22 protein-coding genes and 1 pseudogene are annotated in these 22,239 nt (G+C 63.5%); 8 read left to right on the top strand and 15 right to left on the bottom strand.

Going from position 1 to position 22,239, the window contains the following annotated elements:
* The first annotated feature begins 2 nt into the window (after positions 1 to 2).
* Together AC0L2V_RS11880 and AC0L2V_RS11875 are read left to right on the top strand one after the other, a co-directional pair.
* Complete coding sequence (locus AC0L2V_RS11880) at positions 3 to 1,220, top strand: ABC transporter permease (RefSeq protein WP_287327693.1); 1,218 nt, start codon at positions 3 to 5, stop codon at positions 1,218 to 1,220.
* Positions 1,221 to 1,342: 122 nt separating this feature from the next.
* The gene (locus tag AC0L2V_RS11875; RefSeq protein WP_473520140.1) at positions 1,343 to 1,585 is read left to right on the top strand and encodes a hypothetical protein; all 243 of its coding nucleotides are present in this window, start codon (positions 1,343 to 1,345) and stop codon (positions 1,583 to 1,585) included.
* 28 nt (positions 1,586 to 1,613) lie between these two features.
* On the opposite strand, the gene AC0L2V_RS11870 is transcribed toward AC0L2V_RS11875, so the two are convergent.
* Together AC0L2V_RS11870 and AC0L2V_RS11865 are read right to left on the bottom strand one after the other, a co-directional pair.
* Complete coding sequence (locus AC0L2V_RS11870; protein ID WP_473509016.1) at positions 1,614 to 2,330, bottom strand: hypothetical protein; 717 nt, start codon at positions 2,328 to 2,330, stop codon at positions 1,614 to 1,616.
* Positions 2,331 to 2,342: 12 nt separating this feature from the next.
* The gene (locus tag AC0L2V_RS11865) at positions 2,343 to 3,455 is read right to left on the bottom strand and encodes an endonuclease/exonuclease/phosphatase family protein (protein ID WP_473509018.1); all 1,113 of its coding nucleotides are present in this window, start codon (positions 3,453 to 3,455) and stop codon (positions 2,343 to 2,345) included.
* A gap of 159 nt (positions 3,456 to 3,614) precedes the next feature.
* Here AC0L2V_RS11865 and AC0L2V_RS11860 point away from each other — a divergent pair, with 159 nt between their 5' ends.
* A complete protein-coding gene (locus AC0L2V_RS11860) occupies positions 3,615 to 4,181 on the top strand; it encodes a BA14K family protein (protein ID WP_473520139.1) in 567 nt (188 codons plus the stop codon).
* A gap of 158 nt (positions 4,182 to 4,339) precedes the next feature.
* Entirely contained in the window at positions 4,340 to 4,624 is a 285-nt protein-coding gene (locus AC0L2V_RS11855) for a PilZ domain-containing protein (RefSeq protein WP_473509022.1), read from the top strand.
* Positions 4,625 to 4,826: 202 nt separating this feature from the next.
* Here AC0L2V_RS11855 and ilvC read toward each other — a convergent pair whose 3' ends face one another.
* Together ilvC and AC0L2V_RS11845 are read right to left on the bottom strand one after the other, a co-directional pair.
* Positions 4,827 to 5,846, bottom strand: coding sequence for a ketol-acid reductoisomerase (gene ilvC / locus AC0L2V_RS11850; protein ID WP_473520138.1), 1,020 nt, complete (start codon positions 5,844 to 5,846; stop codon positions 4,827 to 4,829).
* Positions 5,847 to 5,983: 137 nt separating this feature from the next.
* On the bottom strand, positions 5,984 to 6,637 hold the full coding sequence (locus tag AC0L2V_RS11845) for a TetR/AcrR family transcriptional regulator (protein ID WP_473509024.1): 654 nt from the start codon (positions 6,635 to 6,637) through the stop codon (positions 5,984 to 5,986).
* Between the two features lie 179 nt (positions 6,638 to 6,816).
* Between AC0L2V_RS11845 and AC0L2V_RS11840 the strand changes: the two are divergent.
* Positions 6,817 to 7,245 (top strand): annotated as a pseudogene (locus AC0L2V_RS11840) (anthrone oxygenase family protein).
* Positions 7,246 to 7,281: 36 nt separating this feature from the next.
* On the opposite strand, the gene AC0L2V_RS11835 reads toward AC0L2V_RS11840, so the two are convergent.
* Positions 7,282 to 7,734 carry a MarR family winged helix-turn-helix transcriptional regulator gene (locus AC0L2V_RS11835; protein WP_473520137.1) on the bottom strand — a complete coding sequence of 151 codons (453 nt, stop codon included), beginning with the start codon at positions 7,732 to 7,734 and terminating at the stop codon, positions 7,282 to 7,284.
* 98 nt (positions 7,735 to 7,832) lie between these two features.
* On the opposite strand from AC0L2V_RS11835, the gene AC0L2V_RS11830 reads away from it, so the two are divergent.
* Positions 7,833 to 8,594: a glutathione S-transferase family protein gene (locus tag AC0L2V_RS11830; RefSeq protein WP_473520136.1), complete on the top strand. Its 762-nt coding sequence runs from the start codon at positions 7,833 to 7,835 to the stop codon at positions 8,592 to 8,594.
* Here AC0L2V_RS11830 and AC0L2V_RS11825 read toward each other — a convergent pair.
* The gene (locus tag AC0L2V_RS11825) at positions 8,557 to 9,795 is read right to left on the bottom strand and encodes an FAD-dependent oxidoreductase (protein WP_473509032.1); all 1,239 of its coding nucleotides are present in this window, start codon (positions 9,793 to 9,795) and stop codon (positions 8,557 to 8,559) included. The genes AC0L2V_RS11830 and AC0L2V_RS11825 overlap by 38 nt on opposite strands.
* Before the next feature lie 81 nt (positions 9,796 to 9,876).
* A complete protein-coding gene (locus AC0L2V_RS11820; RefSeq protein ID WP_023798817.1) occupies positions 9,877 to 10,287 on the bottom strand; it encodes a winged helix-turn-helix transcriptional regulator in 411 nt (136 codons plus the stop codon).
* A 136-nt stretch (positions 10,288 to 10,423) separates the two neighbouring features.
* On the opposite strand from AC0L2V_RS11820, the gene AC0L2V_RS11815 reads away from it, so the two are divergent.
* A complete protein-coding gene (locus tag AC0L2V_RS11815; protein ID WP_473509034.1) occupies positions 10,424 to 11,314 on the top strand; it encodes an SDR family oxidoreductase in 891 nt (296 codons plus the stop codon).
* 54 nt (positions 11,315 to 11,368) lie between these two features.
* Here the strand turns inward: AC0L2V_RS11815 and AC0L2V_RS11810 are convergent, their stop codons facing one another.
* Complete coding sequence (locus AC0L2V_RS11810; RefSeq protein ID WP_027154982.1) at positions 11,369 to 13,282, bottom strand: potassium transporter Kup; 1,914 nt, start codon at positions 13,280 to 13,282, stop codon at positions 11,369 to 11,371.
* A gap of 103 nt (positions 13,283 to 13,385) precedes the next feature.
* On the bottom strand, positions 13,386 to 14,126 hold the full coding sequence (locus AC0L2V_RS11805) for a pyridoxine 5'-phosphate synthase (protein WP_473509036.1): 741 nt from the start codon (positions 14,124 to 14,126) through the stop codon (positions 13,386 to 13,388).
* Between the two features lie 112 nt (positions 14,127 to 14,238).
* On the opposite strand from AC0L2V_RS11805, the gene AC0L2V_RS11800 reads away from it, so the two are divergent.
* Positions 14,239 to 14,643 (top strand): SpoIIAA family protein, encoded by a 405-nt coding sequence (locus tag AC0L2V_RS11800; protein ID WP_473509037.1) that lies wholly within the window; start codon positions 14,239 to 14,241, stop codon positions 14,641 to 14,643.
* A gap of 58 nt (positions 14,644 to 14,701) precedes the next feature.
* Here the strand turns inward: AC0L2V_RS11800 and AC0L2V_RS11795 are convergent, their stop codons facing one another.
* The 6 genes from AC0L2V_RS11795 to AC0L2V_RS11770 form a co-directional block, all read right to left on the bottom strand.
* On the bottom strand, positions 14,702 to 15,829 hold the full coding sequence (locus tag AC0L2V_RS11795; RefSeq protein WP_473491388.1) for an ATP-dependent DNA helicase: 1,128 nt from the start codon (positions 15,827 to 15,829) through the stop codon (positions 14,702 to 14,704).
* Between the two features lie 126 nt (positions 15,830 to 15,955).
* A complete protein-coding gene (locus AC0L2V_RS11790) occupies positions 15,956 to 16,378 on the bottom strand; it encodes a nitrile hydratase accessory protein (RefSeq protein ID WP_473509039.1) in 423 nt (140 codons plus the stop codon).
* On the bottom strand, positions 16,365 to 17,024 hold the full coding sequence (nthB, locus tag AC0L2V_RS11785; RefSeq protein WP_473509041.1) for a nitrile hydratase subunit beta: 660 nt from the start codon (positions 17,022 to 17,024) through the stop codon (positions 16,365 to 16,367). Before nthB ends, AC0L2V_RS11790 begins: the two co-directional genes overlap by 14 nt.
* Complete coding sequence (nthA, locus tag AC0L2V_RS11780) at positions 17,021 to 17,626, bottom strand: nitrile hydratase subunit alpha (protein WP_473509043.1); 606 nt, start codon at positions 17,624 to 17,626, stop codon at positions 17,021 to 17,023. The genes nthB and nthA overlap by 4 nt, the downstream gene beginning before the upstream one ends.
* 65 nt (positions 17,627 to 17,691) lie before the next feature.
* On the bottom strand, positions 17,692 to 20,856 hold the full coding sequence (locus AC0L2V_RS11775) for an efflux RND transporter permease subunit (RefSeq protein WP_473509045.1): 3,165 nt from the start codon (positions 20,854 to 20,856) through the stop codon (positions 17,692 to 17,694).
* Positions 20,853 to 22,085, bottom strand: coding sequence for an efflux RND transporter periplasmic adaptor subunit (locus AC0L2V_RS11770; protein WP_473509047.1), 1,233 nt, complete (start codon positions 22,083 to 22,085; stop codon positions 20,853 to 20,855). Before AC0L2V_RS11770 ends, AC0L2V_RS11775 begins: the two co-directional genes overlap by 4 nt.
* Between the last annotated feature and the right edge of the window lie 154 nt (positions 22,086 to 22,239).

Here is a 22,239-nt window from a genome sequence, read left to right as displayed (position 1 = left end):
CCATGATCTGGGAAACCGTCCGCCTCTCGCTGCTTTCAGTGCGCCGCAACGTGCTGCGCTCGTTTCTGACGCTGCTCGGCATCGTCATCGGCGTTGCCGCCGTCATCGCCATGCTCACCATCGGCTCGGGCACCACCGAAAAGGTAAAGGCCGACATTTCCAAGCTCGGCAGCAATTTGCTCGTTGTCCGCCCCGGCCGCCCGGCCGGGCCCGGCGGACCGGGAGGGCTCGACCAGGCCACACGTCCGCTCGGCAGCAAGGAACTTGCCGCGCTTGTCGCACATTTGAGCGGCGCCCGCGCCATCTCGCCCGCCTCGCAAAAGCAGGTCCGCGTCATCTTCGGCACCGAAAGCCTGACCTCGGGTGTCACCGGCACCGACAGCGCCTATCTCGATGCGCGCGACTGGAAGCTGATCTCGGGCCGACCGTTCAGCGATTCGGAAATCCGCTCGGGCACCGGCGTCTGCCTGATCGGCGAAACCGTGCGCCAGCAGTTCTTCGGCGCCGGCGACCCCGAAGGCGAGATCATTCGCGTCAACCGCACCTCGTGCAAGATCATCGGCCTGCTCGAGCCAAAAGGCTATACCGGCTTCGGCCAGGACCAGGACAATGTCGTGCTGATGCCGCTCGCCGCCTACCAGCGCCGCATCGCCGGCAACCGCGACATCGACTCGATCTACGTCGCCGCCGACGACAGGACGCCGACCACCGAGCTGCTGCCGCGCGTCGAGGATATCTTGCGCGATGCACGCCGCATCCCGCCGGACCGCGAAGACGACTTCTCGATACGCGACATGACCCAGATCGCCGACGCCATGGCGAGCGCCACCACGACGATGACCGGCATGCTGGGAGCGGTCGCCGGCGTCAGCCTGTTGGTCGGCGGCATCGGCATCATGAACATCATGCTGGTGTCGGTCACCGAGCGCACCCGCGAGATCGGCATAAGGCTGGCCATCGGCGCGCATGAAAAGCACATCCTCATCCAGTTCCTGGTCGAGGCCACCGTGCTGTCGCTGCTCGGCGGCATCATCGGCATCCTGATCGGCCTGGCGCTGGCCGGCCTCGCCTCGCTGACGCTGGCGATCCCGTTTGCGCCAAGCCCGGCGGTGATCCTGCTCGCCGTCGGCTTCTCGGCGCTGATCGGCATGGTGTTCGGCTTCTTCCCGGCGCTGCGCGGCGCGCGGCTCGATCCGATCGACGCGCTGAGGCATGAATAGCGCGGCGCAGCGTGCGTCGCCCTTCAGATGTCCCCAAAATATTGACGCGGCCGTCGCCCTGCCCCTGTCGCGGAACAGCCCGCGGTGCTAGCAATCGCCTTGGGGATATGGGGAATAGTGGGATGAGCAAGAAAGAGCGGGTGGCTTTGGTGACGGTGATCATCGAGGCCGCATTGGCGGGGCTTTGGTGGTACTTGGCCAGCTATGGCATGGCCAACCCCGATCATGTCACCGCCGACTTCCAGCAGGTTGTCGGTCAGACGATGGGAACGACGATGGGTGCGCTGCTGGGTATCGGCGTCATGCTGTTTTTCGTCGCCGCCCGCAACGACCGCAAAACCATCGAGAACAAAATGCGTCGTTAACCCCTGTCGGCAAACTCCTGTCGACAAACTATCCCTTGCCGGCAAAATGCCACTCGATCAGTGGCTTCATGTGCGGCATCAGCCCGTCCGGCAGGTCATCGGCACTGCGGATGATGACAGGCCCGTCGATCTCCGGCTCTGCCTCGGTGGCGACAAAGGCGCTGATGCGCTGCGCGACCTCGTCGGCGGATGCAGTCTCGCGATAGCGGCGAAAGATCACCGTGCCGGTTGCCGTCGACAGGGCATAGTAGCGCCTGCCGCGCGCCGCGCCGGCAAGGTCGAGGCCGGTTTCTTCCCGCACCTCGCGGATCATGTTGAAGTCGACATCGACAAGGCCGTCGCGGAAATCGGTTGGCTCGAACGAGCCGGCGGCGAAGTAGACGCGACCGGCATTGACGGTGTGCGACGCCATGCGGATCGCCACCAGCGCATTGTCGCCGGCGACCAGCATGGCATGGGCATAGGCGTGCTCGGCCCCCGCCACCTGGCGATTGCCGCGCCAAAGCATGAAGGTCGAGTAGCGCACCGCATGGCAGCGGCCGACGAGGCAGCTGTCGCGATAGCGGAGCGCCGAAAGCAGCACCACGGTGCCGTCGAACAGCGCCGGGTTGGCTGCGGTCTCGCGCCGCCAATTCTCGGCGATCGCTTGCGCATTGTCGCGTTCGAACGGATGCGGGCCGGGGTCGAGCCTGACGTCGACGGCGTCGACCGGAAGGATGAAGTTGCGCGGCAGGTCGAAGCTCAACGAAAACGATCCTCAGGTCATTTCAAGGGTGATCGCCACAGGACAGTGGTCCGACGCCTTCGGCCGGTCCCAGCCGCAACGCGGAAACCGGTCCACCTCCTGGCCTGCCGGAAAGATTGTGCGCCAGGGCTGGCCGTTGCGGATGATGTCGGGAACGGCGGTCGCGTTCCTGGCTGCCAGTGCCTTCGACAACAGGATGTAGTCGAGCTGGCACAGATGCCGCTCTTGCGGCCCGCGCGTATGGTACAACGTCCAACGGTCCATTTCCGGGCGCCGCTCGACCGCATTCTCGCAAAAGCCGCCGGCGGTGAGCACGTTGAGGCAGGACTGGCTCTCATCGATCACCTCGAAGCGGTAGCCGTCAAAGGCGTCGCCGGAGATATTCACGCGCTGCCGATAGTCGTTCATGTCGCCGCAGATCGCCCAGTATTTGTCGGCGGCGTGGTCCCCACCGAAACGCTCCTCGATGATCCGGCGCACCGCTTGCGCCTCGGCGATGCGCAGCGGCATCGTCGCCTGGCGCCCGTCGAGACCGTTGCGGGGCGCGCCCATCGACTTGAAATGCACCAGATAGAGCGTCAGCGGCACGCCACCGACGGTCAGGTCGATTTCCAAGCAGTCGCGCCGGAAGATGCGCTGGTTGGCCTGATGCCCGAACGCTGCCAGGTCCGGCGTGTGCAGGCCGAACTGCTCGAACGTGACATAGGCGTGGCTTGTCATGCGCACGAATTCGATCGGCTGGCCCTGCGCGGTCTCGTTGCGCATCATCACGGCGACGTCGATGCCGCGCGAATCATTGCCGGCGGTGGTGTATTTCTGGCGGTAGCCATGCCCGACCATCCTGAACAGATAGCCGTGTTCGAAAGCCTTCAGCGCCTCGATATTGTCGACCTCCTGCATGCAGATGATGTCGGCGCGGGTGGCGGCGATGGCCAATGCCGTCAGCTGGCGCGTATCGTCGGATTGCGCGATCGCCCGCGCCTGCTCCAGCATCTTGTATTCGGCCTCGCTCTGGATGTCGAAGAGCGCCAGCGTGCGATCCTCGTTGAGCTGGTTGCGGTATCCGGAAAAATCAAACCTGTTCATCAGGTTTTCGACATTGAAGGTGGCGAGGCGCAGCGACATGGCGGTGACCTTTGCCCACAAGCGCGGCCGAAAACAAGGGCCCGCCCTGCCCGCGATGGCTGACGAAACCTTTCCGTTCATCCTCCGTTCAGGCGCGAAGCTGCATGAATGACATTCTTCATCGTCGGGCGTGGGGCCTGAGATCTCTTGGAGAGTGCAATGAACCCGCTCTTTTCTTTTTCTGTCAGATCCGGGCTGCTGGCTCTGGGTCTGATGGCCGGCCTGTCGGCCCCCGCGTTCGCCGGACCGATTGCCAAACCCGTGCCGCCGATGCCGGCCAACGCCGTCGCCCCCGAGATTGTGCCGGTCCGCGAAAGCTGGGCCGGCGGCAACGACAGGCGGAGCGAATGGCACTGGCGCAATCGGCACGGCGGCCGGGAGTGGCGCGGTGGCAATGATCGGAGATGGCGCGGTCGCGACGAAGCCTGGAGATGGCGTGATCACGACGACCGGCGCTGGCGCCACCGTCGTCATCACCGCCGTCACTTCACTGATTCCGCGATCTATTTCGGCCTGGGTCTCGGGCTGCCCGCCTACAACTATTATAGTGGGCCGAGCTATTATGAGCCGCGCTACTACCCGCCTCGGCGTCAGTATCGCACGGAGCGGCTTTCCAGTGCCCATGTCCGCTGGTGCTACGACCGCTACCGGTCCTATCGCGCCTGGGACAACACGTTCCAGCCCTATGGCGGTCCGCGCCAGCAGTGCTGGTCGCCCTATAGCTGAGTGGTGCGACTGATGAACTCCAACGGCGCCGCGCCGCGCGGCGCCGTTTTTCATCTGACTTCTTCTGAAGTCCTTTGCGTCCTTTTCTGCGCGACGATAACGCTATGTTTATCAGGCGGGCCTAATTATCCTGCCGATCGCACCAGGGATTATGCGCGATGGCTGAAGACGAAAACAGGGACAAACGCAGGCAGCGCGTCTTCAAGGGCGCGACGATCCTGACCGGCATCACCAATTCCGAGGTCACGTGCACGGTGCGCAACATGCATGACGGCGGCGCCGAATTGATGGTCTCGATCGACGCTCGCGTGCCCGACGAGTTCCTGCTCTATGTGCCGACCGACGGCATCGCCTACAAGGCAGTGGTCCGCTGGCGCCGCGAGAACCGCATCGGCGTGATGTTCACCGGCACCGAGCCAAAGCCCTCCTGGCACTACGGCTAAATCCCCTGAACCGCGTTCTCCAACCAGCCAACCACACGGCCTTCATGTAAAAAGCCGGCGGAGCGCTCCGCCGGCTTTTTCCTGTGCTAAATTGCGGATTTCGGTCAGTTCTTGGCCTTGTCGACCAGCTTGTTCTTCGAAATCTCCGCGCGCCCGCAAGGCGAAGCCCGAGGACGCGCAAGGAAACGAACGTGGATTTCGATCAGTTCTTGGCCTTGTCGACCAATTTGTTCTTCGAAATCCACGGCATCATCGCGCGCAGCTTGGCGCCGACTTCCTCGATCTGATGGCTGTCGTTGTTGCGGCGGATGCCCTTGAAGCGCGACATGCCGGCGCGGTATTCCTGCATCCATTCCGAGGTGAACTTGCCGGTCTGGATATCCTTCAGCACGCGCTTCATCTCGGCCTTGGTCTCGGCGGTGATGATGCGCGGGCCCGAAACATATTCGCCCCATTCGGCGGTGTTCGAGATCGAGTAGTTCATGTTGGCGATGCCGCCTTCGTAGATCAGGTCGACGATCAGCTTGACTTCGTGCAGGCACTCGAAATAGGCCATTTCCGGCGCGTAGCCGGCTTCCACCAGCGTCTCGAAGCCAGCGCGGATCAGCTCGACCAGGCCGCCGCACAGGACAACCTGCTCGCCGAACAGATCGGTTTCGCATTCCTCGCGGAAATTGGTCTCGATGATGCCCGAACGGCCGCCGCCGACGCCGCAGGCATAGGACAGAGCGAGATCAAGTGCATTGCCCGAAGCATCCTGGTTGACCGCGACCAGGCACGGCACGCCGCCGCCCTTCTGGTATTCGCCGCGCACCGTGTGGCCAGGCCCCTTCGGCGCGATCATGACGACGTCGACCGAGGCCTTCGGCTCGATCAGGCCAAAGTGCACGTTGAGGCCGTGGGCAAAGGCGATCGCCGCGCCATCGCGGATGTTCGGCGCGATTTCGGATTTGTAGATGTCGGCCTGCAGCTCGTCCGGCGTCGCCATCATCATCAGGTTGGCCCATTTGGCGGCTTCCGCCACGCTCATCACCTTGAGCCCGTCGGCCTCGACTTTTTGGGCGGTCGCCGAGCCGGCCTTGAGGCCGATGGCGATTTCCCCAACGCCAGAATCCTTGAGATTGAGCGCATGCGCCCGGCCCTGGCTGCCATAGCCGATGATGGCGACCTTCTTGCCCTTGATCAGGTTGAGATCGGCGTCGCGATCGTAATAGACACGCATTTTTCTTCCTTCCCGTTTTTGAATTCAGAGCATGATGCCGAAAAGTGTGAAGCGGTTTTCGGACGACATCATGCTCTATCTCTTGATTTAGAGCCGGATTCAGATTTCAGGTCGACTTGACCTGAAATCATCCGGCTCTAGGGGCCTTGCGGCCCGGTTTTTGCTCCGTGAAGAGCGAGAAACTGCTGCGTCGCCCGGACGGCATCGCCGCCGATCGCCGCATCAGTCAATTTTAGCCGGTCGCCGAGCAGCAGGCGGATCTGCACGTCGCGGGCGACCAGCCCGAAAAAGGTTCGGAATGCCTCTTCGGCATCCGAGAACTCGAGAAGCCCGGCCTGCCGACCGGCCTCCAGCACCGGCTTCAGGCGCCGGGCCAGCGCGAAGCGCCCGTTCTCCAGCACGATGGCGCCAAGATCGTCGTTCCCCGACCCGGCACGGCCAATGGCGACGCGGTTCAGCGCGATCGATGTGTCGCTCGAAATCACCTTGAGCCAGTCCGAAGCGAAGCGTGCGAGGCTCACCGTCAGCGAAGCCAAGGTAAGCCCCTTGCCGTCGACCGGCACCACCCGCACCTTGGAGGCCTGCCATTGCACAATTGCCGTCAACAGCCCGTCGCGATCGCCGAACCATTTGTAGAGCGTTTCCTTGGAACAGCTTGCCCGCCGCGCCACCGCGGTCATGGTCAACTGATCGCCCTCCTCGACCAGCAGGCGAAGTGCGGCGTCGAGCACGGCTTTCTGCCGCTCGGTCAGCGCTTCGCTGGTGTCGATGTCGACGCTTGCCTGCAACAAGCTCTTTTCCTGCTCGATAACGGCGGCGACCAGGGCCGTACCGTACGTTACGGTTCGGCGCGTCTATGACGTATTGTCGGACCCGGGGCAAGCCCTATCTCCGCTTTTTGACACTTCCAGGCCGGAAACGGCCACCGCTCGTACGGCCACCGCTCGTACGGCTTATCGCGGAGAGAAAAATGCTCGTCGGCCTGCTTGCATTGACTGTTGCCGCCGCTTTCGCGGGCGCCGCCATTTATATCAGCGTTGCCGAGCAACCGGCGCGGCTTCGCCTCGACGACCGTGCACTGCTGCAGGAATGGCAGCCTTCCTACAAGCGCGGCGCCGCCATGCAGGCGTCGATTGCCGTCGTCGCCTGTGTTCTTGGTGTCGTTGCCTGATGGCAGACCGGCAGTCTCGCCTATCTCACGGGGGCGGTGCTGATCATCCTGCCATGGCCATGGACGCTGATCGTAATGATGCCGACAAACCGGTTGCTGGAGGCGATGGACGCGGCCGCCGTCAATCTGCAAGCGAGGGCGCTGATCGTCAAATGGGGCAATCTGCATCTGGTTCGCGTTATGCTTGGCGTGCTGGCGGCACTGGCATTCCTCTGGGGCAGTGCCTGACGGCTGCAAGCGACCTTCAGCGCCAGCGGGACCACATCACTCCGGCATCGCCGGATGACGCAGCCGCCCGAGCAGAGCCAACAAGGTTTCCAGGTCATCATCGGAGAGCCTGGCGCCGACCAGCTCGGCAATCGATCGCCCGTAGACGGCCCACATCCGGCGGCGCATCTCGCGGCCCTTGCCGGTGACGCGGACCGTCTGTCCGCGACCGTCATCGGCAACCCTGAGCTTCTCGACCAGCCCGTCCGCTTCGAGCCGCGCCAGCAGCCGCGAGACGTTGTACTGCGCAAACAGCGTGCGCTCGATCAGCTGGAACGGCCGCAAGCCGCCCTCGCCGGCTTCGGCAAGCTCATGCAGCACGTCGTACCAGGCAAGCGGCGGCAAGCCGGCGTCCTTCAGCGCGTCTTCGGCTCGTTCCAGCAGCTGGCGCGAAACGCGCATCAGGCGCGCCCAGGCTTTGATGGCCGCCGGCGAGGGATTCTCCGTCATGATGCAGCATAGGCGATAGATGCAATTGCATCAAGCTTGCCAATGGATGCAAATGCATCTATATAGATGCAACTGCATTTATATCGGAAGGCACTGCCATGAAACATGAAACCTGCGAGATCGCCGACATCCCGGAGACGGGCGGCCTGGTGACCGACAAGCTCGTTCTCGTCAGCCACCACCTTTGTCCCTATGTACAGCGCGCGGCGATCTCGCTCTGCGAAAAGGACGTGCCGTTCGAACGCCTCACCATCGATCTCGCCAAAAAACCGGCCTGGTTCAAGGCGATATCGCCGCTCGGCAAGGTGCCGCTGCTGCGCGTGCAGCAGGACGGCGAGGAAACGGTGATCTTCGAATCGGCGGTCATCCTCGAATTTCTCGAGGAAACGCTGGCCAACCCACTGCATCCTGCCGACCCGCTGGCCCGCGCCCGGCATCGCGCCTGGATCGAGTTCGGCTCGGCCATTCTCAACGCCATTGGTCGGTTCTATTCCGCTCCGACCGAGGCCGCCTTCCTTGCCGAAAACGAAACTCTGTCGGCAATGTTCGATCGTCTCGAAGCGGAACTGGCGGCTGGCCGGACTGGGCCATGGTTTGCCGGCGAGCGCTTTTCACTGGTCGATGCAGTCTATGGGCCAGTCTTCCGCTATTTCGACGCCTTCGATCGGATCGGCGCGTTCGGCATGCTGAGCGGAAAGCCGCGTGTCGAGGCCTGGCGAAAGCGATTGCACGAACGCAAGTCGGTGAAGGACGCCGTCACCCCGGACTATCCACAGCGCCTCCATGTATTCCTGCAAGCCAAGGGTTCGCACCTTTCGAAACTCATCCGCCGCAGCGAGGCGGCCACTGCGCTTCCTTGATACCGATCCGCCTGAACGGATCGACCACGGTTCCAGCCACCATCGAGGCAAGGATGTTTGGCGCCGGCGGGATTCTTGCCACCGACGCCACCAGCCTGTCGCGGACGAACGGCATCACGGTCGAATCCGACTGGTAGAACGGCGTCAGCATCAGCGACAGCGCCTGAAAGACCCGGACATGCCATCGCCGCGCCTGGACATAGACCTCCAGCGCAGTATCGACACGATCCGTTCCTATGAGCGCATAGTTGAGCGCCGCTGCGTCGAGCAGCGCCATGTTCGCCCCTTGCCCGAGCTGCGGGCTGGTCGAATGCGCCGCGTCGCCGATGATCGCCCATCGCCGTCCGGCCGGCACCTTGAGGGTGTGATGGCCGTAGCGCGCCAGCGAAAGCTGATCGAAACTGTCGATCTGGCGCGTGAACGCCTCGCATTCGGGCCACAGCCGAACCACCCTCGCCTTCCAGGCGTCGAGGCCTGTCGCCCTGACCTGCTCTGCGTCCGCCGGCTTCAGGCTCCAGAAGAACGCCGCCATCTTCTCGGCGCCCGGTTCCGGCCTGCCGATCGGCAGCACGCCGATCATCACGCTCGCTCTGTCGTAGCGCTGCAGCAGCGCGTGCTCATCGAAACCGTCGCCGCGCCAGCCGAGCGACGCCCAGAACGCGCCATAGGCGAGCGGCCGAGGTTCACCCGGGCTCTCTACGCGCTGCCGCAATCTGGAGCGCGAACCGCTAGCATCGACGACCAAATCGAACGGCCCTATCCTTCGCCCGTTGCCGCAGATCAGCGTTGCCCGTTCGCCGGTTTCCAGCGTCTCGAGCTCGACGCCGGTTTCGATGGCGATCGCCTCGCGCTGGACGGCGCCGAAAAGCACGCCGAACACGGCCGCTCGGTGCACCGCCAGCCCGAAACGACTGCCGCGCTGCGCAGCATAGCGGACGTCGAGCACGGTGCGGCCGGTTTTCGCATCGGCGCCATGCAGGCGGTCGATGCGGCTGCCCAGCGCCAGGATATCGTCGAGCAGGCCAAGATCGGCAAGCACTGTCAGCCCGGTCGGCTGCAGGATCAGCCCGGACCCGACCGGCTTTGGCTCGTCGAAGCGCTCGAAGATGGTGACCCGATGCCCGGCACGCTTCAGATAGAGCGCCGCGGCCAGCCCGGCCGGGCCGGCGCCGGCAATCGCGATGTCCAGAGAATTGCCCATTGCCGCCGAATCGTCTCGCCCAGGCCGGACAATCCTTCAGCGCTATCGGCAAATCAAGCCATCGCTCCTGGTATCGATGAGTCAGGTCTCGGCGGCGTCGAAAGCGTTCCGCGCAGCGCGCACCGCGCCATGATTGAGCTCGGCCCATTGGAGCAGCTGATGCAGGGGCCCGAACATCGAGCGTCCGAGATCGGTCAGACTGTATTCGACGCTCGGCGGCTTGGTCGGGAAGACCTCGCGATGGACATAACCGTCGCGCTGCAAATCGTGCAGCGTCTGGGTGAGCATGCGCTGGGAAATGTCGGGCACCAGCCGCCGCAATTCGCCGAACCGGTACGGCTTTTCGGCCAGCGCCATCATCAGCAGCGAACTCCATTTGTTGCTGATGCCCTGGATCACGTCGCGCACCGGACAGTCGGCAAGGTTGCCGCCGCCGCTGCACGCTTTGTAAATCTCGAGCTTCGACTTCAGACTGACGACCTTGCTGTCCATCGCTGGTTCCCTGCGCCTGCCTACCTCCCGCAAAACTGCCTTCTTTACGAGGGTCGGTCAATTCCTATTTTAGTGCTGGTCTCTTTTTGAGACTTATATAAGCACCCGCCGCTCCGGCGCAACGACAGGACTTCCCATGACCGATACCCTTCTCGTCACCGGCGCCTCCGGCCAGCTTGGCCGCGGCGTCGTCGATCATCTGCTGGACACGCTCAAGGTTCCGCCCGCACGGATCATCGCCGCCACCCGCAATCCGGAAAACCTCGCCGAGCTGGCAGCGCGCGGCGTCATCATCAGGCAAGCCGATTTCGATGACACGGCGTCGCTTGTCGAAGCATTCAAGGGCGCCGGCCGGGTCCTGATCATCTCGACCAGCGAGCTCGATCTTCGGGGCAAGCGGCTCAAGCAGCATGAGAATGCCGTCGCAGCCGCGAGGCAGGCCGGCGTTTCGCATCTGCTCTACACCTCGATGCCCAATCCTGAGCCGGGATCGCCGGTGCTGTTTGCGGGCGATCACTACGGGACCGAGCAGGCGATCAAGGCGAGCGGCATCCCCTACACGATTTTCCGCAACGGCTGGTATCAGGAGAACCTGTTCATGTCGCTGCCGCACGCCATTGCCTCGGGACACTGGTATACATCCGCGGCCGACGGCCGCATCGCCCATGGCGCTCGCGACGACATGGCCGCGGCGATCGCTGCCGGTCTTGCCTCAGGCGCCAGCGAAAGCACGACATACACGCTGACCGGTCCGCAGGCCCATACCGTCGCCGAGATCGCGGCCCTGGTGACCGACGTCACCGGAAAGCCGATCGAGGTCGTCCAGCTTTCGGACGAGGCGTTGACCGAGGGCCTGAAGGCTGCCGGCGTTCCCGAGGGCTTTGCCCCAATCGTCACGTCTTTCGACACCAACACGCGCTCCGGCCGCATCGGCATGGTGACCGACGCGATCGAGACACTGTCGGGCAGGAAGCCGCAATCGCTGAAGCAGTTTCTTGAAGCGAACAAGGCAGCGCTGGCCGGCTGAAGGCCGCAGAGTTTCTGACAAAGGCCGTGCCTTTCGACAGGCACGGCCTTTGGTCTAGATAGCCACCTGCGTTCCGATCTCGACCACACGTCCAGTCGGGATCTGGAAATACTCCGTCGCATCGGCTGCCGTGCGCGCCAAGCCGATGAACAGCTTGTCCTGCCACACCGGCATGCCGGAGTTGGGTGACGCCTTGAGCGAGCGCCGCGACAGGAAGAAGGATGTCGTCATGATGTCGAACTTCCAGCCCTGCTTGCGGCAGATCGCCAGCGCACGCGGGATGTTGGGCTGTTCCATGTAGCCGAAGGTCAGTGTCACCCGCATGAACAGATCGTTGATGGTTTCCATCTTGACCCGGTCGCTGTCGGGCACCACAGGCTGCTGCGCCGTCACCACCGAGAGGATGACGTTCTGTTCGTGCAGCACCTTGTAGTGCTTCAGGCTGTGCATCAGCGCGGTCGGCGCGCTGACCGGATCGCTGGTCAGGAACACCGCCGTGCCGGACACCAGCTGCGGTTTCTTTTTCAACAGATTGGCAGCAAGGAAATCGAGCGGAATCTCGTTCCTGCGCGTCTTGTCGAACAGATAGCGGCTGCCGCGTATCCAGGTCCCCATGATCAGCCCCATGATGCAGGCCACGGCGATTGAAACCCATCCGCCTTCCACGAATTTCACGATGTTTGCCAGGAAGAAGCCGGTGTCTATCGTGCCAAACAGCAGCGCCAGCGCCGCAGCCAGCGCGGTCTGCCATTTCCATTGCCACCGCATCACCACGAACAGCAAGATCGTGGTCATCAGCATCTCGCCTGTCACCGAAATCCCATAGGCGGAAGCCAGCGAACTCGAACTGCCAAAGCCGACGACCAGCAGCATCACGCCGAGCGCGAGAATAAGGTTCACGCGCGGCATGTAAATCTGGCCAAGCTGCATCTCGGAAGTATGCTGAACTTCGATCCTGGGCAGAAGATTGAGCTGCACCGCTTGCCGGGTCAGCGAAAACGCCCCGGAGATAACGGCTTGACTGGCGATGACAGTCGCTGCTGTTGCGAGCCCGACCATCGGTATCAGTGCCCACTCCGGCAGCATCTGGAAGAACGGATTGTCGGGCACGCCGCCATGAGCAAGAACGAATGCGCCTTGCCCAAAATAGCTGAGCAGCAGGCAGGGAAAGACGATCCAGAACCAGGCCAGCACGATTGGGCGGCGACCAAAGTGGCCGAGATCGACGTAAAGCGCTTCGGCACCGGTAACCGCCAGAAAAACCGCACCGACGGTGAGAAACGCACCCGCTTTGGCTTCGGCAAGATAGGCGACTGCATAGTAGGGGTTGATTGCCAAAAGCACCGACGGATCATCGCTAATGTGCACCAATCCGGCAATGCCGATCGCCAGGAACCAAAGCGCCGTCACGGGCCCGAAAACCGAGGCCACCCTGCCGGTCCCGAAGCGCTGCACGGCGAACAAGACGGCAAGAATCACCAATGTAATGGGAACCACGTATGGATCGAACGCCGGGGTCACGACGCTCAGCCCTTCCACCGCTGAAAGCACCGAAATGGCCGGCGTTATGATCGCGTCGCCGAAAAACAGTGCGGCTCCGCACAGACCGATGACAAGAATGATGCCGGAACCAGCCGGATAGGCTTTCCGGGCCAGCGCCATAAGCGACAGGGTACCGCCTTCACCCTTGTTATCCGCCCGAAGCACGAAGGCGACATACTTTATGGTCACGATAATCGTCAGTGCCCAGACGATCAGCGACAGAATGCCCAGGACGGCACTGCGCGGATCGGTGCCGGACGAAGCATGCAATGCTTCGCGAAGCGCATAGATAGGGCTGGTGCCGATATCACCATAGACCACGCCGAGGGCGCCCAGCATCAAGACCTTGGTGCTGTGCTTTTCGACCTCAGGATGGCTGGATTGTTCGACTGGTTCTGCCTCACTACCACTGTTGGTAAGGGCCATGGACGACACTCCGATAAGCGCGCGGTGCTCTACGCTTGCTGCGATGCAATATCAAGTGCCCCTACGTGATGGCTGCCATGTCCGCAAAGCGAGGCTTCCATCTCTACCACCCACAGGCCTTCAGAAATCTTTTGACCGTATTGGCCATGCCATACTCCAACGCATCGGCTGTCAACCCATGTCCGATCGACACTTCAGCCAATGCCGGGATGCGCTTTGCCAACGCCGGCAGGTTGCTCACCACCAGATCGTGGCCGGCATTGACCTGAAGCCCGGCGGCAAGTGCTGCATCCGCGGTTTTTCCCAACCTTTCCAGCTCATTCGCCGCTTTTGCCGAATCGGAATGAAAGCTGCCATACGGCCCCGTGTAGAGCTCGATCCGGTCGGCGCCGGTGTCGCGCGCGGCGTTCATGCCTGACGGATCCGGGTCGGAAAACAACGACACGCGAAAGCCTCCCTTTTTCAGCCGTTTGACGATCGGTGTCAGGAACGCCGCCTCGGCGGCAAAGTTCCAGCCATGGTCGGAGGTGGCCTGGGCAGGGTCGTCGGGCACCAGCGTCACCTGCTCCGGCTGGTGCTTTTCTACAAGCGCCAGGAAATCCTCGCTTGGATAGCCCTCGATGTTGAACTCTGCCTTGGGGAATTCGTCGTCGATCAGCGCCCTGATCTCCGGCAGGTCGGAATGCCTGGTGTGTCGCTCGTCGGGCCGCGGATGCACGGTCAGGCCATGCGCGCCCGCGGCCAGCGCCAGGCGCCCGAGCCCGATGAGGCTTGGCCACGGCAGGTCGCGCCGGTTGCGCAGCATGGCGATGGCATTGAGATTGACGGAGAGTTTTGCAGGCATGGCTTCTCGGGTCCGGATTAAATCGCGGCCATCTATACCGCCTTTGGCGGGAACAGACAGGGGGTTTGCGGTGTTCCAGAGGGACGGATAATATCCAGCAAGAGGAAGACCCGTGAATTATCTTGAAGACGTGCCGGCGGTTCGCCGCATCGACACCGACCGCGACGACCTGTTCGCCATCGACGTCGTCGGCCATGTCACGGCGGCCGACGCCGAAAACCTGTTCGGATTGCTGGAGGCCGCCTACGCGCTGCACCCGAAAATCGACGTGCTGGTGCGCCTGATCGACCATGAAGGCGTCGATTGGGCCGATGTGTCGGACCAAACGCTTGAACAGGGCACGGCCCATGCCGTGGAGCATGTCGGCCGCTGCGCTGCGCTCGGCGAGCCGAACTGGGTACCCAGCGCGCAGAGCTTGCTGCCTGCCTCCTCGCCTGTCGAGCTCAGGCATTTCGAGGCAAAGGACGAAGCATCCGCCTGGGAATGGCTCGACGCCAGACCGCTGGCCCCACGCTGACGCAGGTCGACCCCGTGCCAGTCCCAGATTCCTGGTCCATGGGAGCTGCTCGACCGGCCTATCTGACGATCGTTAGCCGTTCCGCCGCCCGCGTGATTGCCGTGTAGAGCCAGCGCTGGCGGGTTTCCTTGAACGCCCAACTTTCGTCGAAAAGCACGATCTCGTTCCACTGCGAGCCTTGCGCCTTGTGCACGGTCAGCGCGTAGCCATAGTCGAAATCGTCGAAGCGTTTTTTCTGCTGCCAGGGAATGTCGGCGTCCGGGTCCTCGAACGCCGCTTTGAGCAGCTTGATCTTGGCGACGCCGCGGTCCGGATCGTCCTCCTCCGGGGAGACCAGCAGATTGATGCCGGGTTTCACCGTCTCGCGCGACGAGGTCATCACCTTCCACAGCGAACCGTTGAGCAGTCCCTTGGCCGGGTCGTTGCGCAGGCAGACGAGCTTGTCGCCGGCCTGTGGATAGTCGGCATTGAACCCCTTCAGCTCGCGCAACCGCTGATTATAGCGACGCCGCGTCCTGTTGGTGCCGACCAGCACCTGGTCCGCCTTCAGCACCAGCTCCTGGGTGACGTCTTCCTTGCCGATCACCTGCGCCGCGCCATAGTCGCCGCGCATGAATTCGCGGCCCTCGCGCACGTCGAGCGCCAGCCGGATGATCGGGTTGTCGCGCGCCTGCCGGTGGATCTCGGTGAGCAGAATATCCGGTTCATGCTCGGTGAAGAAGCCGCCGCCCGAGATCGGCGGCAACTGGCCGGGATCGCCGAGAACCAGGATTGGCGTGCCGAAACTCAACAGGTCGCGGCCAAGCTGCTCGTCGACCATCGAGCATTCGTCGATGACGACGAGCTTGGCCCGCGAGATCGGGCTTTGCCGGTTGAGCGAAAAGGTCGGCGACATCGAAGTCTTGCCGGTCACCTCGTCCGAAACCGTCTCCTCGCCCTTCGGCCGATAGATCAGCGAATGGATGGTGCGGGCATTGACCGCGCCCTTGGAACGCAGCACCTGCGCCGCCTTGCCGGTGAAGGCAGCGAACTGCACCTGGCCGTCGACATGCTCGGCGAAATAGCGCGCCAGCGTCGTCTTGCCGGTGCCGGCATAGCCGAACAGCCGGAACAGCTGCGGCTTTCCGGTCTTGAGCCAGGTGGCGACCGCTTTTAGCGCATCGTCCTGTTGAGGAGAGAATTCCATCAGCGCGAGAGACCGGATTCGCGAGGGAAAGACAAGGCCGCCAACGATCATCGGCGGCCGGCCGCACCGCGCAATTTAACAGGCAAGGATCAGAACGTAAAGAGAACAAGCATGATTCGAGACGGTCTAGCCGGCCGTTCCGCCACGACCTTCGGTCGGGCCGCCACGACCTTCGGTCGGGCCGCCACGACCTTCTGCCGGGCTGGGATCGTTCTCGAGCAGGATCGGCTTGCCGTGCGGCGTTGCATGCGCGGCGCGTTCCCAGGCGGCAGCGAGCGCATCTACGTCGCCCTTGCCGGCAACCCCTTTTGCCGACAGCAAATTTTCCAGCGCCGCCAGCCAGTGCTCGTAATAATCGTGGCCATCGCTTGCGGCACCAGGCTGCTTGACCTCGGCGGACAAGGCGTCCGCCCATTCGCTCCAGGAGAACAGGCCGCTGTCGTGCAGCGCGACCGTCATGGCGAAGGCTTCCGCCTGCCACGGCTCGGCGAATGCCTGCGCATCCGCCGGCAGCGTGGCGGTGGCTGACTTCGCGTCACGCCGGCTCAAGATAGCTCTCCCAGGCATCGATCGACACGGTCAGCGTCGGGTCGGCGCCCTCGCCCCAGATCTCGGCGCCGTCAAAAACCACCGTATAGACCCATTGCGGGTTTTCGCCATGGCCATGTGCATTGGTGTCAGGGAAGACAAAACCAGCGCGCACCGCCTCGATCGTTCCCTGCTTGCCGCGTGCGTAGCGTGGCAACCTTGTGTGGCCGGTCGGATGGAAATTCTTCGTCCGCACCATATCGCCTGCCTTGAACCGGGCCGGCGCGGCGATCGGCCGGTCGCATGGGCCGCCCTTGGCCAACACATCAGGCACGTTTTCGGCCTTCAGCACCCGCTTTGGCGTCGCGGCAGGGTCGACCGCCTTGCCCGCGGCCAGATCGCGGTCGCTGACGAAGCCGTGCCGCTTTAGCAAGGTTTCGAGCGCCTTGATCCAGATCTCATAATAGCTCGAGCCATAATAGTCGGCGGGATGCAGCAATTCCCGCGCATGCCGGCTCTCGTCGATGGTCCAGGCGCCCATGGCGCCCGCGCACAAGGTCACGCCAAGCGCCCGCCTTTCCCAGGCGGCATGGAAACAGGGCTCGTCCTTTTCGGGTGCGACCGGCCCGAACCCCATCTGCCCGCCGAGATCCTGCGGCCCGTTCATGCCGGCTCCCGCGCCAGTCCGGTGCCGATCATCGCGTCGCGCGTCACCAGATCCGCCAGCCGCTCCTCGCTCCAGCTGTCGGTGCCCTTCGGCCGCATCGGCACGACCAGGTAACGCAGCTCGGCGGTAGAATCCCACACCCGGATCTTTGTCGTTGCCGGCAAGGTCAGCCCGAATTCCTCGAGCACGCCGCGCGGATCGATGACCGCGCGCGAACGATAGGGCGGCGCCTTGTACCAGACCGGCGGCAGGCCGAGCACCGACCACGGGTAGCAGGAGCACAGCGTGCAGACGACGAGGTTGTGCGTGTCCGGCGTGTTGAACACGGCCTGCATGTGCTCGCCCTGCCGCCCGGTGTAGCCGAGCGAGCCGATCGCCGCCCTCGCGTCGCGTTTCAGCAAAACGGCAAAGTCCGGCTCGACCCACGCCTTCGCCACCACCTTGGCGCCGTTGCGCGGACCGATCTTTGTCTCATAGGTGTCGACGATCACGTCGATCGCGGCCGGATCGATCAGCCCCTTCTGGGTGAGGATCGTCTCCAGTGCGCGCACCCGGGCGGCAAAAGGATCAAGCTCGCTGTCGTGATCATGATCGTGGGACATGGCCGTAAATTAAGGCTGCAAGCGTTCCACCGCAAGCGCCACGGCTTGGGCCAGCCCGTCGGCTTCTATTCGGCCGCCGCCTTGTGCGGCTCGCCCTGCAACGCTTCTCCGTTCTCGAACAGCGACGGCTGGTCGACGGCCTCGACAGGTGGCTGCTCGTGCCGGCGCTTCGGCCACAGCCCGACAAGCCAGCCCGAAAAATGCTCCATGTAGACATAGATGACCGGCGTGACGAACAGCGTCAGCGCTTGCGAAGCGACGAGGCCGCCGACCACCGCCACGCCGAGCGGCTGGCGCAGTTCGGCGCTGGCGCCGGTGCCGAGCGCGATCGGGATCGTGCCCATCAGTGCCGCCAGCGTCGTCATCATGATCGGCCGGAAGCGCATTAGGCAGGCCTTGTGAATGGACTCGAGCGGCGACATCCCCTCGCGCCTGAGTTCGAGCGCGACGTCGATCATCATGATGCCGTTCTTCTTGACGATGCCGATCAGCATCAGGATACCGATGACCGCGATCACCGACAGGTCCATCCCCGCAAGCCGCAGTGCAACAAGCGCGCCGAGCACCGCCGACGGCAGTCCGGTCAGGATGGTGAGCGGATGGATAAAACTCTCGTAGAGGATGCCGAGGACGATATAGATGGTCAGGATCGCGCCGGCGATCAGCAGGCCCTGGTTCGCAAGCGAGTCCTGAAAAATTTTCGCCGTGCCCGAAAAAGTGGTCGAGATCGTCGCCGGCATGCCGATCTTCTCCTTCAGCGCATCGATGCGGCTCACGCTGTCGCCGAGCGCGACGCCCTGCGGCAGGTTGTAGGAAATGGTCACCGCCGGAAGCTGGCCGAGCTGATTGACGGTCAAGGCGCCGGCGGTCCGATCGACGCGGGCAAAGGCGCCGAGCGGCACCAGGCTGCCGCCGGCCGTCCTCACCTTGATCGCCAGCATCCTTTCCGGCGACCACTCGATCCTCGGGTCGAGCTCCATGATCACCTCGTAGCTGTCGGCCGAACCGAAGATGGTCGAGACCTGCTCGGTGCCGAAACCGCCATAGAGGCTGGAGCGCAACGTATCGGTGTCGACGCCGAGCGTCGCCGCCTTGTCGCGGTCGACCACCAGCGACGCCTGCAGGGCGTTGTTCTGCAAGTCATTGGTGACGTCGGTGAAGGCACTACGGTCGGCGGCCATCGCGTCGGTGAGCTTCTGCGCCCAGCTGTCCGCCGCGCCGATGTCGAGGCCCTGCACGACGAGCTGATAGGCGCTGGCCGAAGCGCGCGCGCCGAGCCGCAGGTTCTGCACCGGCTGCATGAAGGTTTCGATGCCGGGGACATTGGCCAGCTGCCGCCGCAGATCCGAGAGCACCTTGTCGATGTCGGGGCGTTGGCCCTTGTCCTTCAACTGCACATAGAGCCGGCCCTGGTTGAGTGCGTTGTCGCCGCTGCCCACCGACCACCCGACATGCGAGACATAGGGTGAATGGGTAAAGACATCAGCCACTTGCCCCTGCAGCTTCACCATGGCGTCGAACGAGATGTCCTGGCGCGCGGTGGTCGTCACCGAAATCTGGCCGATATCCTCCTGCGGAAAGAAGCCCTTCGGCGAGGTCTGGATCAGCCAGGCCGACAGTGCGGCCGTGCCAATGAAGACGAGAAGAACCAGGAACCTGTGCCGCAGGCAAACTGTCAGCAGCCAGTCATAACCCCGCATGAAGAAATTGTGCCTGTGACCTTCGCCCTGCGCTGCTTCGCGCTCAGCCCTCGAAACCGACAAGAGCCGCGAGCACAGCATCGGCGTCAGCGTCAGCGACACGAACATCGAGGCCAGGATGGCGACCGTCACCACCACCGCGAATTCGTTGAAGATGCGGCCGATCACGCCGCCCATCAAAAGCACGGGGATGAACACAGCGACCAGCGAGATCGAGATCGAAATAATGGTGAAGCCGATTTCGCGCGCACCCTTGAGTGCCGCGTCGAAGGCCGAGAGCCCCTCCTCCTCCATGTGGCGAAAAATGTTCTCCAGCATGACGATCGCGTCGTCGACGACAAGACCGACCGCCAGCGTCAGCCCCATCAGCGAGATGTTGTCGATGGAAAAGCCGAACAGGAACATGGCGCCGAGCGTGGCGATCAGCGAGATCGGCACCGCCACCGCCGGGATGATCGTCGCCGTTACCCGGCGCAGGAACAGGAAGATCACCATCACCACCAGCGCGATGGTGAGCAGCAGCGTGACCTGCACGTCGTCGACCGCCTCGCGGATCGACGTCGAGCGGTCGTTGAGCAACCGGATGCTGGCCGCCGCCGGCATCTGATCCTGGAAGGACGGCAGCATCGCCTTGACCCGGTCGACAACGTCGACGGTGTTGGCATCGGGCTGACGCTGCACCGCCATGATGATCGCGCGGGTGCCGTCGTACCAGCTTGCCGTCGTCGTGGTCTCGACCGAATCGATGACGCGGGTGACCTCGCCGAGCCGGACCGGACGGCCGTTCCTGGTGGCTATGATGATGTTGGAAAATCCCGCCGCGTTGTTCAGTTGGGTATTGGCGGTGATCGTCAGCTGCTGCTTGTCGTTCTGCAGCACGCCGAGCGGCGTGTTGCTGTTGGCCGAGGCGATCGCCGTCTGCAGCTGGTCGATCGAAATGCCTCGTGCGGCGAGTGCCGTCGGATCGATCTGGACGCGCACCGCGTATTTCTGCTGGCCGAAGATCGAGACCTGCGCCACGCCTTCGATCGTCGACAGCGACGGCGAGATCACATTCTCGGCAAAGGCATCGAGATCTGTCAGCGGAACCGTATCGCTGACCAGCGACATCAGCAGGATCGGCGCATCGGCCGGATTGACCTTGCGATAGCTCGGCGGGCTGGTCATCTCGGGCGGCAATTGCCGCTGCGTTCGCGCGATCGCCGCCTGCACGTCGGCGGCGGCCGCATCGATATCGCGGTTGAGCACGAACTGGATGGCGATCGAGGTCGAGCCGAGCGCGTTGGTGGTCGAGATCGAATCGATGCCGGCGATGGTGGTGAACTGCTTGATCAGCGGCGTTGCCACCGAGGTCGCCATGGTTTCCGGCGAGGCGCCGGGCAGCGAGGCCGAGACGTTGACCACCGGAAACTCGGCGCTCGGCAGAGCGGCCACCGGCAGGAACTTGTAAGCGAACAGCCCGCCCAGCACGAGCGCAAACGACATGAGCAGGGTGGCGACAGGCCTGCGGATGCAGAATTCGGAGATCATGGCCGCGTCCCGCCCGCCTTGCCAGCCTCGGCAACCCTGGGAGACGCCAGATCACCGGCCTCGCGTTCGCGGACCGGCGCGCCGTCCTTCAGCTTTGCCTGGCCTTCGACGACGACATTTTCGCCGCTTTTCAGCCCCTTGCCGATAGCGCTGTTGTCGCCTTCGGTCAGTGCGACCTGGACGGGCCGCACCTCCACCGTGTTGTCGGGCTTGATCACATAGACGAACGGCCCCTTCTGGCTAGGCTGCACCGCAACCGTGGGAACCGACGTCATTTGCGGCATGATGCCGGCATCGAGCACGACATTGACATATTGGCCCGGCCACAGCGAAAGATCGGGGTTGGGCACGCTGGCCCGCGTTGCGATCGTGCCGGAGGCGGTGTCGACGCTGGAATCGACGAAATCGAGGGTCCCCTTGCCGATCGGGGTCGGGTCGCCGTCCCTGGTCAGCGTGACTGCGGCTTGCCCCGGCGCCGCCAGCGCTTTGTGCAAAAGGGCAAGATCGCTTTCCGGAAGATTGAAGTCCACCCGCAACGGGTCCATCTGGGTGATGGTCACCAGCGGGGCCGACGTGCTGCTGCCGCTGTTGGTGGTGACGAGATCGCCGATCGCGACGCTGATCGCACCCAGCCTGCCGGAAATCGGCGCCGTGATCGTGGCAAAGCTGAGTTGGACCTCGTCCGCATCGATCGTTGCTCTGTCGGCATCGACCGTGGCCGCGGCGGACTTCTGCGCGGCGATCGCCTGGTCATAGGTCTGCTGCGTGCCGGCCTGCCTGGCGACAAGAGCCCTGGCCCGCTCAAGATCGGCCGTCGCACTGGCAAGCAGCGCCTGGTCCTTGGCGAGCGTCGCCTGGTCACGGGCCAGTTGCGCCTTCAGCGCGCGGTCGTCCAGCGAGAACAGAGGGTCGCCGGCCTTCACCATCTGCCCGTCCTTGACGGCGATCGATGTGATCTGGCTCGAGATCCGCGCATTCACGCTGACCACGGCAGGGGAGGATACAAAGCCGATGGCGTAGCGCCGGATCGGGAAGTCGGCCGTCGAAGCGGTGGCGGCAACAACGGCGGTAGCACGTGCGGCATTTGCGGCGGCCGCCGGTTTGTCAGGCGCCGCCTGACCCGCTGACAGCATCTGCCGGACCTTGTCCGTTGCCGCGGGCGAAAGATAGAGTCCGGCCGCGACAAGGCAGGCGACCGCCAGCATCGCCAGCACGATCTTTCCACGCATCGTCAAAGACCTTCCATCCGACACGCCGTGGTTCGGTGGTCATGTCTGGGTATAACTCGCAGCCTCGTGCCGCGGTTTCACCAAATAGATAGAGGGCGCCGAGGGCAAAAAAGGGCCAAAACCCGGGATTACGAAGATTTAATGTGCAGTGCAC

The sequence above is a fragment of the Mesorhizobium sp. WSM4814 genome (assembly GCF_055811595.1).
This window is presented reverse-complemented; position numbering and strand designations above follow the sequence as displayed.

What these genes read in the sequence shown, in the direction of transcription:
- AC0L2V_RS11860 (WP_473520139.1), top strand. Translation starts at nt 3,615, where the DNA reads ATGAACCCGCTCTTTTCTTTTTCTGTCAGATCCGGGCTGCTGGCTCTG.
- AC0L2V_RS11875 (WP_473520140.1), top strand. Translation starts at nt 1,343, where the DNA reads ATGAGCAAGAAAGAGCGGGTGGCTTTGGTGACGGTGATCATCGAGGCC.
- AC0L2V_RS11855 (WP_473509022.1), top strand. Translation starts at nt 4,340, where the DNA reads ATGGCTGAAGACGAAAACAGGGACAAACGCAGGCAGCGCGTCTTCAAG.
- nthB (WP_473509041.1), bottom strand. Translation starts at nt 17,024, where the DNA reads ATGAACGGGCCGCAGGATCTCGGCGGGCAGATGGGGTTCGGGCCGGTC.
- AC0L2V_RS11830 (WP_473520136.1), top strand. Translation starts at nt 7,833, where the DNA reads ATGAAACATGAAACCTGCGAGATCGCCGACATCCCGGAGACGGGCGGC.
- AC0L2V_RS11880 (WP_287327693.1), top strand. Translation starts at nt 3, where the DNA reads ATGATCTGGGAAACCGTCCGCCTCTCGCTGCTTTCAGTGCGCCGCAAC.
- AC0L2V_RS11795 (WP_473491388.1), bottom strand. Translation starts at nt 15,829, where the DNA reads ATGGAATTCTCTCCTCAACAGGACGATGCGCTAAAAGCGGTCGCCACC.
- ilvC (WP_473520138.1), bottom strand. Translation starts at nt 5,846, where the DNA reads ATGCGTGTCTATTACGATCGCGACGCCGATCTCAACCTGATCAAGGGC.
- AC0L2V_RS11810 (WP_027154982.1), bottom strand. Translation starts at nt 13,282, where the DNA reads ATGGCCCTTACCAACAGTGGTAGTGAGGCAGAACCAGTCGAACAATCC.
- nthA (WP_473509043.1), bottom strand. Translation starts at nt 17,626, where the DNA reads ATGTCCCACGATCATGATCACGACAGCGAGCTTGATCCTTTTGCCGCC.
- AC0L2V_RS11775 (WP_473509045.1), bottom strand. Translation starts at nt 20,856, where the DNA reads ATGATCTCCGAATTCTGCATCCGCAGGCCTGTCGCCACCCTGCTCATG.
- AC0L2V_RS11805 (WP_473509036.1), bottom strand. Translation starts at nt 14,126, where the DNA reads ATGCCTGCAAAACTCTCCGTCAATCTCAATGCCATCGCCATGCTGCGC.
- AC0L2V_RS11825 (WP_473509032.1), bottom strand. Translation starts at nt 9,795, where the DNA reads ATGGGCAATTCTCTGGACATCGCGATTGCCGGCGCCGGCCCGGCCGGG.
- AC0L2V_RS11770 (WP_473509047.1), bottom strand. Translation starts at nt 22,085, where the DNA reads ATGCGTGGAAAGATCGTGCTGGCGATGCTGGCGGTCGCCTGCCTTGTC.
- AC0L2V_RS11865 (WP_473509018.1), bottom strand. Translation starts at nt 3,455, where the DNA reads ATGTCGCTGCGCCTCGCCACCTTCAATGTCGAAAACCTGATGAACAGG.
- AC0L2V_RS11815 (WP_473509034.1), top strand. Translation starts at nt 10,424, where the DNA reads ATGACCGATACCCTTCTCGTCACCGGCGCCTCCGGCCAGCTTGGCCGC.
- AC0L2V_RS11820 (WP_023798817.1), bottom strand. Translation starts at nt 10,287, where the DNA reads ATGGACAGCAAGGTCGTCAGTCTGAAGTCGAAGCTCGAGATTTACAAA.
- AC0L2V_RS11835 (WP_473520137.1), bottom strand. Translation starts at nt 7,734, where the DNA reads ATGACGGAGAATCCCTCGCCGGCGGCCATCAAAGCCTGGGCGCGCCTG.